This window comes from Runella sp. MFBS21 (assembly GCF_029433105.1).
Lineage (GTDB): Bacteria > Bacteroidota > Bacteroidia > Cytophagales > Spirosomataceae > Runella.
Genome location: NZ_JARNTW010000035.1, coordinates 23,177 through 31,694, shown reverse-complemented (window position 1 = coordinate 31,694; position 8,518 = coordinate 23,177). Strand labels below are relative to the sequence as shown.

Here is an 8,518-nt window from a genome sequence, read left to right as displayed (position 1 = left end):
AAGGGACCATTAACTAAAAGATGGAGAGCATCAAAACGTGAGAAAAAGCAAAAAGTACAATTTTAGAAACTATTTCAGTGACCAAAAATGAATCCTAAATCTGTCAAGCTATTTCAGGGTGATACAAATTGAAATGCCTTAATCTATTATATTTCGCACCTATAAACCAATATCCGTTTTTATTTGCCTGAGTTTGACCCAAGCCATTCAGGAAATTATCATTTTCCTTGAAAGGCAAGCTCTTTTTCAAATCCCATAATACAGGCCATCAGGGCGATGTTTTCCAGTTTGTGGCCGATATAAAGGGCATCGACGCCAAAGCCGATTTTACCGCCCTTCTCGCTGCCATTGCTGATGATTTGGGAGTAAATCTAAGCCAGCAAAAAGGCTCTCCTGTAGCGATGATAATGTCCCTGCCCCGCCTCTTCGGGGGCAATCGCGCAACCAATGCACGCGGGGCTAAGCACTGGCGTTTTTTATTTTGGTGGAAAGTGCTTGCAAACGTCTCCACTACTGTCCAAATCTGGAAAAGCGCTCATTTGTTGGAGTAAAAGCCAATACCTCACTTGAATTATTTTTTTAGTTCTTCGATTTTAAACGACTTCCGATTCTTTTTCCTATTATGACTTAGGAAACTCCTTATTCTAATTTTTTCTTAGTAAATGCTGCTACGTTGATAGCAAAATAAGCGAAATTTAAGACGTTGGAAATGAAAGAGTTAAATAATTCACGTGGAACAATCGTGAAACAGTATGTTTGTAATGTGCTGTATATTAGTGTTTTATGGCGACATTTGTCGTCTCTATTGTTATTAGTATATTTAGTATATTGATTATTTATATTAAAATATTTTAATATATTTATTATTACTCATTACGAGATTGTTTGAAGATAATCAAAAACCATTTTATTGATTAATAAACCCAATAAAATAAGGTGGTCATGACCGTACTCTAAAGCCACGATTCTTTTGGAGAAAACCAACATCCTAATTCTAAAGATTACCGTACTTTTTTAGGGTTGCTTACTTACTTAGTTTGATCCTGTTTTTTTTGGGCCGTCGCTGTAGGGTTTAAGTCACCACGTAAAGTAAGACCCAAGCGACGGCAAATCCTGCATCTGAACTCAGATAGGAAGGCTGAAAATAGTTAATGAGATTGACCTAAAAACTGATTAAATTTTGAATTAGGATCGACAGGAATGACTTGAGAACTTCCGTCGTCATAAACAATAGTTATGAGTACTGCTCTTCGTGGTTTAGATAGCTCGGTCGAAACCTGATTTGATGAGGTTTCAAATTTGATCGTCGCGTTACGAGAATCTAATGTAGGTGTATTCTTAGGTTGAATCGTTTTTTCACGCGATTCTGAAGGGGATTGCGAATGTACTTTTGCTCCTCCATATGTCTGATTCTTAATGAGTTCCGATATCATTTGAGTCTCTTCTGGAGTCTGAGTTCGAAACCAATCAAGGCTATATTTATCATTCCAAGCCACAATTTTTTCTAATATATCATGACTAGGTCTATTTCTATAGGCAAGGATGTGAGAAATGGTCGAACGTTGGACTTTTATCGCGTCGGCAAATTGAGAAGCATTAAGCCCATTTTGATGTAAGATAACCCTTATTTTATTATTTTTTAGATAGCGGGCGTCGGTGTATTCTGAAGAGGTCGTCATATGAATATGATATATTTGTAAACTTCATGTATTTACAAATATAAATACGTTTACTTAAATAACCTCCGATGTTTACATAAATAATTTTTCTGTTTACATATGTATATACTCTATTGTATCACTTTTGTGAACATGATCATCTGATTGTTTACATTTGTTTCTATTTGTAAACAAGTAATAAGCTGTTATACAGGCTATTGACTGATTTTTATGTTTTGATAATTAAAGTGATGTTGCCAAATGTATTTTCAAAATTATTTTTCAAAACATTTGGATTTTACTTTTGTATTGTATACATTTGTATACGTAAAACGGGAAGCACAAGATTCAAATAGATAAATAGAAAGAGAGAAAAGAGCGTGGGAATGTCAGAAAGTAATCAGCCGATTTATTTGGAACCTTGTGGTTTGCTATGACGACAGTATATTTATGGGGTAAATGAAGCACAAAAAAGCCTCCTGTATAGGAGGCTTTTTTCTTGTTTTAAAGAGTTGGTGGCCACTTTATACAGCAATGTTATTTTCTCTTAAAGCGTCGTTTAAGGAGGTTTTGAGGTCTGTACTAGCCTTTCTCTTGCCTATAATAAGGGCGCAAGGCACATGGAACGAACCGGCTGGGAAGGTTTTTGGATAACTACCTGGAATGACTACACTATCGGCGGGCACGTATCCTTTATACTCTACTACTTCGTCTCCGGTTACATCCAATATTTTGGAACTACCCGTAATCGTTACTCCTGCTCCCAATACTGCACGAGCTCCTATGTGAGCTCCTTCTACTACGATGCATCTTGATCCAATAAACGCACCATCTTCTATAATCACTGGGGAAGCCTGTGGTGGTTCGAGCACCCCTCCTATTCCAACCCCTCCACTGAGGTGAACGTTTTTGCCTACTTGTGCACAGCTTCCTACCGTAGCCCAAGTATCTACCATGGTACCTTCATCTACGTAAGCTCCTATGTTGACATAGGAAGGCATTAGTATCACGCCTTTTGCTAAATAAGCACCATGCCTTGCTACAGCGGGTGGTACTACTCTTACTCCTAAAGATTCGTACCCTGTCTTTAGTTTCATTTTATCGTGGTATTCGAAAATGCCTATTTCTTTTAGTTCCATTCTACGAATAGGGAAGTATAGCAAAATGGCTTTCTTTACCCATTCGTTTACTTGCCACTTCTCCCCTACTGGTTCGGCAACTCTAATGTGTCCGTCGTTTAAAGCTTGTATTACATTTTCAATCGCATTGACAATGGAGGGATCTTTGGTGAGTTCTCTGTTGTCCCATGCTTGCTCAATTTGTACTTTTTCTTTCATTTGCTATTAAAGTAAAACTTTACTTATTTTTTGTTTAAAAATTGAAAATCACCACTTTATATGGCTATAAATTTACTGTCTTTGGTTTTTTATAAAATGTACTTTTCGGTGCCGTATTTTTGTTGTATGGTCTACTATCAGAGCTTTCTTGTTTTTTGTTGTATGTTTTGTCCTGTTATAGCTGTTTGTTTATGTATTGTGTTTTGATTTTTTATATGCTACTCTAAGTTAATACTATTATTGCTTAGAATCTCTTTCTGCTCGCTTTTTATTTTGAGTATTAGGGTCAGATGTGTAATGTATGTTTAGTGCTTACTATCATTTAGTATTTATATGTTTTAGCATCAACTATATGTTTAGCTCTTCGTTTAGCAAACATTAGTATCAAATGCTCTATATTTTAGCACAAAGACACTATAATTACTAAATCAATCAACAAATTACTAACTTATTTGCTAATAAATAGTTAATGTTACTAAATAAAAATAAGAGCCAAAAGTGGATTTGCTAAAAAAACTAAACTACGTAATAAGAAATATATAATTATATTTGCCGAAAATAAGAGTAAGATGTCTCATTAAACCACCAAAATAACCATGTCAAAAGTAAAAGTAGCCATTAATGGTTTCGGACGTATCGGAAGACTAGCCTACCGTCAAATCTATAACATGCCAGACATTGATGTAGTAGCCATCAACGACCTTACAAGCCCGTCTGTTCTTGCTCATCTATTAAAATACGATACCGCACAGGGAAGATTCAACGAAGAAGTGACTTCTACCGATAATAGTATCATTGTAAATGGAGATGAAGTACGTATTTATGCACAAAGAAACCCCGCCGAGATTCCTTGGGGAGCACATGAAGTAGATGTAGTACTAGAATGTACAGGTTTCTTTACTGACAAAGCTAAAGCAGAAGCTCACCTAACAGCAGGTGCTAAAAGAGTTGTAATCAGTGCCCCTGCAACAGGTGACCTCAAAACAGTGGTATTTAATGTAAACCACAATATATTGGACGGTAGCGAAACAATCATCAGCTGCGCTAGCTGTACTACCAACTGTCTTGCACCCATGGCAAAAGCACTAAACGACGCTTTTACAATAGAAATTGGTAGCATGACTACAGTACACGCTTATACAAACGACCAAAATACCCTTGACGCTCCTCATGCTAAGGGAGATTTGAGACGTGCTAGAGCTGCTGCTGCCAATATCGTTCCTAATAGCACAGGCGCCGCTAAAGCCATCGGGTTAGTATTACCAGAACTAAAAGGTAAATTAGACGGAGGTGCTCAACGTATCCCTGTAATTACCGGAAGTTTGACCGAATTGACCGTTATTTTGGGCAAAAAGGTTACGACCGACGAAGTAAACGCTGTAATGAAAGCCGCCAGTAACGAAAGCTTTGGATACAATGAAGACGAAATCGTAAGTAGCGATATCATCGGTACTTCTTTTGGTAGCTTGTTTGATGCAACTCAAACAAAAGTAATCAATGTAGGTGACAAACAAATGGTAAAAACAGTAAGCTGGTACGACAACGAAATGAGCTACGTAAGCCAACTAGTTCGTACTGTTAAGTACTTTGCACAATTGATTTCACAATAATTAATTGTTCTTATTTAAAATACCTATTAAAAAAGGGGGCGTATTCTCGCTCCCTTTTTTAATAGGTATTTTACTCCTACCCTTTTAAAGTTAATATACTGAATAACAATTAGTTATATTCAAAAATGAATATATAATCATTTTTGAATATTTATTCATTTTTTTAGATTTTCCCCTATATCAATGACTTCGGAGGGGGTTATTTTGAGTAGAAAAACGCCCTTTCAGGTAATGCACAGGGAAACCTTTTTCGGTGAAAATATGCTCAAAACGAGTCTTTATCCCAAAATGCTCCGCCTTTAAATCGGATTCGTATAAGTCGTAAGTAGACTCCAAATCTCGGAATCCAAACTCAGAAAGCTCTTCTAAAGTAAAATCAAACAGCTCTCGATTGTCGGTTTTTAGATGTAATAATCCCTCCTTACGCATTACAGATCGGTATTTTTCTAAAAAATGTGGATGCGTCAGCCTACGTCTTATTCTTTTTTTGAGATTGAAAGGGTCAGGAAAAGTAATCCAAATTTCGGATACCTCTCCTTCTGCAAAAAAGTTTTGTAAAAACTCAATGTTGGTCCGAAGAAAAGCTACGTTTGTCAAACCTTGTTCAAATGCCTGCTGACTTCCCACTGAGATGCGATCTCCTTTGACATCTATACCGATAAAGTTTTTTTCGGGAAAAACTTGGGCCAATCCCACCGTATATTCCCCTTTTCCACAGGCAAGTTCTAAAACTATGGGGTTTGAGTTAAAAAATAGGCTTTCGTTCCATTTTCCTTTTATATTTTCGTACAGAGGCTTTCCTACCTCTAACACGTTGGTAGCCAATGTGTTTTTGGCAAATCGAATGAGTTTCTTACGGCTCAAGATTTTGATATTTTCGAAGTGATAGTATACAGATACGCTCCGCTTAATTCTCAGCGGACTGCAAAAGTACAAAATTTGGCTTTATAAAGATTTTTGACTGATTCGGTTAAGCGTTCTCTTCCTCATTAGAAAAGATCCCCACCCCCCTTTTTATTAAATACTATTCCTAATATTCCTCAACCGATTATGCCCATGACAAAAAAAATCAACTTAAACTCTCGTCGAGCGTTTTTAGTCAAAGCTGCCACTGCAGCAATGGCAGCTCCTCTTTTATTTAATGAAGAAGCCCAAGCCTCCAACAGCCCCAAACTCAGGCATGCCTGTATCGGTGTAGGTGGAATGGGATGGGGCGATTTACAACAATTCAAAAAACATCAGCAAGTGGAAATCGTGGCACTCTGTGATGTAGATGAAAAAAATCTCAAATGCGCCTCCGAACTTGTACCCAATGCCAAAACCTACACTGATTGGCGGGAGTTGTTTAAGCACGAAGCCGCTCACATAGATTCTGTGAATGTCAGTGTACCTGACCACAATCATTTCCCGATTGCATTCGAAGCATTGCATCTCAAAAAACACGTTTATTGCCAAAAACCCATGTGTCATGATGTAGCCGAAGTAAGGGCACTTACCAAAGAAGCTATCAAAGCGGGAGTGGTTACCCAGCTCGGCACTCAAGTAGCCTCATCACAAGGAGACAGAACTGCCGTAAATTGGATCAAACAAGGTATCATAGGAAAAATAAAACAGGTTTATTTGTGCTCAAACCGGCCTGGGGCCATCGCTCGTTACCGCCTGCCAGGCCCCCGACCTACCGAGGGTCATGAAGCTCCTCCCCACCTCCACTGGGACTTATGGCTCGGTACGGCTCCAATCAGACCTTACGCACCTGATATTTATCATCCTGCGATTTGGCGTACATGGCAAGATTTTGGTACGGGCTGGTCGGGAGACATAGGATGTCATATTTTTGATGCCGTCTGGAAAGGCTTAGGATTGAAATCCCCACTATCGGTCGTAGCTGAAGTGCAAAAGTCTTGGCAAGACTCTCCCGAACGTAGAGCTGATACTTGGCCACAAGGCGACCACATAACGTGGCAATTTCCGGGCAATAAAATGACTGCCCACAAAACTTTACAAGTAGAGTGGTTTGATGGAGAATTTTATCCTCCTCAAGCAATTCGCGATTTGTACAAAGATGGAGAATACCCTGCCGAATCTGCCATGTTGATTGGTACGGAGGGGGCATTGTTGATACCTCATCAAAAAATGCCAATCATCATTCCAACTGGTAATCCTAAATCTTATTCAACTCCTCCACTTGCCGAACGCAACCATTATCATCATTTTGTGGATGCTTGCTTAGGGGGTGAAAATACCGAATCTCATTTTGCTCAATCGGGTCCCATGACTGAAACTGTACTGTTAGGGACAGTAGCGATACGAGTTCCTGGGCAGCTTTTGGAATGGGACGCAAAAAAAATGAAATTCCCCAATTATCCAGAAGCGGAGAAGTTTCTCCGTCGGCAATATCGATCGGGCTGGGAAATCGCGAGCCTATGATTTCAGATAAAGTAGCAAAGATAACTTCACGTATGTTTCCTAATTGTTTTACAATTTGATTATTTTTATGGTGACGATGCTCCCCCTTCGACGACTCTACAAGTCGTCGAAGGGAATAATTAGCGCATGTTCATTGACATATTTTTTTCAAAAAAGACGACACACTCAAGTAAGTACCTGATAATGAGCAGTCGTCGAAGGTCAGGTAAAATCCAGTTATTGGCCTTCGACGATTTTTTAGTTGATAAACCCGATAAAAAACCTTAAAATTACGCCAAAACCGCTGTTTTTGCGACGGGCTTTAATCGTACCATTTAGGAATTGAAACAATGCTTACGAAGTGGCTCAAAACAAATTCTATCCTTGCTTTAATCGTACCATTTAGGAATTGAAACTCAGAGTTCACCCAAAGACCTTAAAGACCCAACTTGCTTTAATCGTACCATTTAGGAATTGAAACTTTCCCCTAAAATGTCTAGGTTGACATTAAAACCTATGCTTTAATCGTACCATTTAGGAATTGAAACGCATCCTGTTTCGGATGTTATTGGACTGGTGGACGAGTGCTTTAATCGTACCATTTAGGAATTGAAACAGAAAGCCTACAGCGACCAAGTTGATGCGCTAAAAGCTTTAATCGTACCATTTAGGAATTGAAACGCCTATAAAGCTGGGTTATTGTTTTCAACCTTGTCTAGCTTTAATCGTACCATTTAGGAATTGAAACTTGATTCCCGTTGCTAGTCCGTAGCCCGATAGTTGAGCTTTAATCGTACCATTTAGGAATTGAAACAAGAAGTTTCCGAATCCCCCGATGAGACCGTACTATTAGCTTTAATCGTACCATTTAGGAATTGAAACATAAATCAAACCGCAAAAAAACAAAATAATGAATGCGCTTTAATCGTACCATTTAGGAATTGAAACTAGGGAACACAAAGGACTTCTGACTATATCCACTTTGCTTTAATCGTACCATTTAGGAATTGAAACGAGCATGGCGAGATATTAGCGAGGGCAGAAAAAGCAGCTTTAATCGTACCATTTAGGAATTGAAACGAATTAGGCGTGCTTTAGTACCGTAAGGCAAGCCAGGCTTTAATCGTACCATTTAGGAATTGAAACTGGTCACAGGTGCAGCCTTGCAATCAGTCAATACGCGCTTTAATCGTACCATTTAGGAATTGAAACACGTTTTGACGGTTGCTTGAGAGCTGTCCCACGTTGCTTTAATCGTACCATTTAGGAATTGAAACGTCTTTTGGATACTCTAGTAGAGCGAAGCCTATGCGCTTTAATCGTACCATTTAGGAATTGAAACGAGTTGGTTGTTTTGTTGATTAGTAGACCATTACTCGGCTTTAATCGTACCATTTAGGAATTGAAACGAGTTGGTTGTTTTGTTGATTAGTAGACCATTACTCGGCTTTAATCGTACCATTTAGGAATTGAAACGAGTTGGTTGTTTTGTTGATTAGTAGACCAT

The 8,518-nt window shown here is 38.5% G+C and carries 6 protein-coding genes and 1 CRISPR repeat array; of the genes, 3 read left to right on the top strand and 3 right to left on the bottom strand.

What is annotated here, in order from left to right; translation table 11 throughout:
* Positions 1–227 precede the first annotated feature (227 nt).
* The gene (locus P1X15_RS31420; RefSeq protein WP_277342068.1) at positions 228–551 is read left to right on the top strand and encodes a hypothetical protein; all 324 of its coding nucleotides are present in this window, start codon (positions 228–230) and stop codon (positions 549–551) included.
* Between the two features lie 597 nt (positions 552–1,148).
* On the opposite strand, the gene P1X15_RS31415 is transcribed toward P1X15_RS31420, so the two are convergent.
* Together P1X15_RS31415 and P1X15_RS31410 are read right to left on the bottom strand one after the other, a co-directional pair.
* Positions 1,149–1,679, bottom strand: a complete 531-nt coding sequence (locus P1X15_RS31415) for a helix-turn-helix transcriptional regulator (RefSeq protein WP_277342067.1) — start codon at positions 1,677–1,679, stop codon at positions 1,149–1,151.
* Between the two features lie 503 nt (positions 1,680–2,182).
* A complete protein-coding gene (locus tag P1X15_RS31410; protein ID WP_277342066.1) occupies positions 2,183–2,995 on the bottom strand; it encodes a 2,3,4,5-tetrahydropyridine-2,6-dicarboxylate N-succinyltransferase in 813 nt (270 codons plus the stop codon).
* Between the two features lie 596 nt (positions 2,996–3,591).
* Between P1X15_RS31410 and gap the strand changes: the two genes are divergently transcribed.
* Positions 3,592–4,605, top strand: a complete 1,014-nt coding sequence (gap, locus tag P1X15_RS31405; protein ID WP_277342065.1) for a type I glyceraldehyde-3-phosphate dehydrogenase — start codon at positions 3,592–3,594, stop codon at positions 4,603–4,605.
* A 180-nt stretch (positions 4,606–4,785) separates the two neighbouring features.
* On the opposite strand, the gene trmB is transcribed toward gap, so the two are convergent.
* On the bottom strand, positions 4,786–5,469 hold the full coding sequence (gene trmB, locus P1X15_RS31400) for a tRNA (guanosine(46)-N7)-methyltransferase TrmB (RefSeq protein ID WP_277342064.1): 684 nt from the start codon (positions 5,467–5,469) through the stop codon (positions 4,786–4,788).
* A 192-nt stretch (positions 5,470–5,661) separates the two neighbouring features.
* Between trmB and P1X15_RS31395 the strand changes: the two genes are divergently transcribed.
* Positions 5,662–7,032, top strand: a complete 1,371-nt coding sequence (locus tag P1X15_RS31395; protein WP_277342063.1) for a Gfo/Idh/MocA family protein — start codon at positions 5,662–5,664, stop codon at positions 7,030–7,032.
* 298 nt (positions 7,033–7,330) lie between these two features.
* A CRISPR array of direct repeats spans positions 7,331–8,487; the repeat unit is 30 nt; unit sequence GCTTTAATCGTACCATTTAGGAATTGAAAC.
* Positions 8,488–8,518 lie beyond the last annotated feature (31 nt).

Coding starts and splice junctions, on each gene's coding strand:
- P1X15_RS31415 (WP_277342067.1), bottom strand. CDS start 1,679: ATGACGACCTCTTCAGAATACACCGACGCCCGCTATCTAAAAAATAAT.
- P1X15_RS31410 (WP_277342066.1), bottom strand. CDS start 2,995: ATGAAAGAAAAAGTACAAATTGAGCAAGCATGGGACAACAGAGAACTC.
- gap (WP_277342065.1), top strand. CDS start 3,592: ATGTCAAAAGTAAAAGTAGCCATTAATGGTTTCGGACGTATCGGAAGA.
- P1X15_RS31395 (WP_277342063.1), top strand. CDS start 5,662: ATGACAAAAAAAATCAACTTAAACTCTCGTCGAGCGTTTTTAGTCAAA.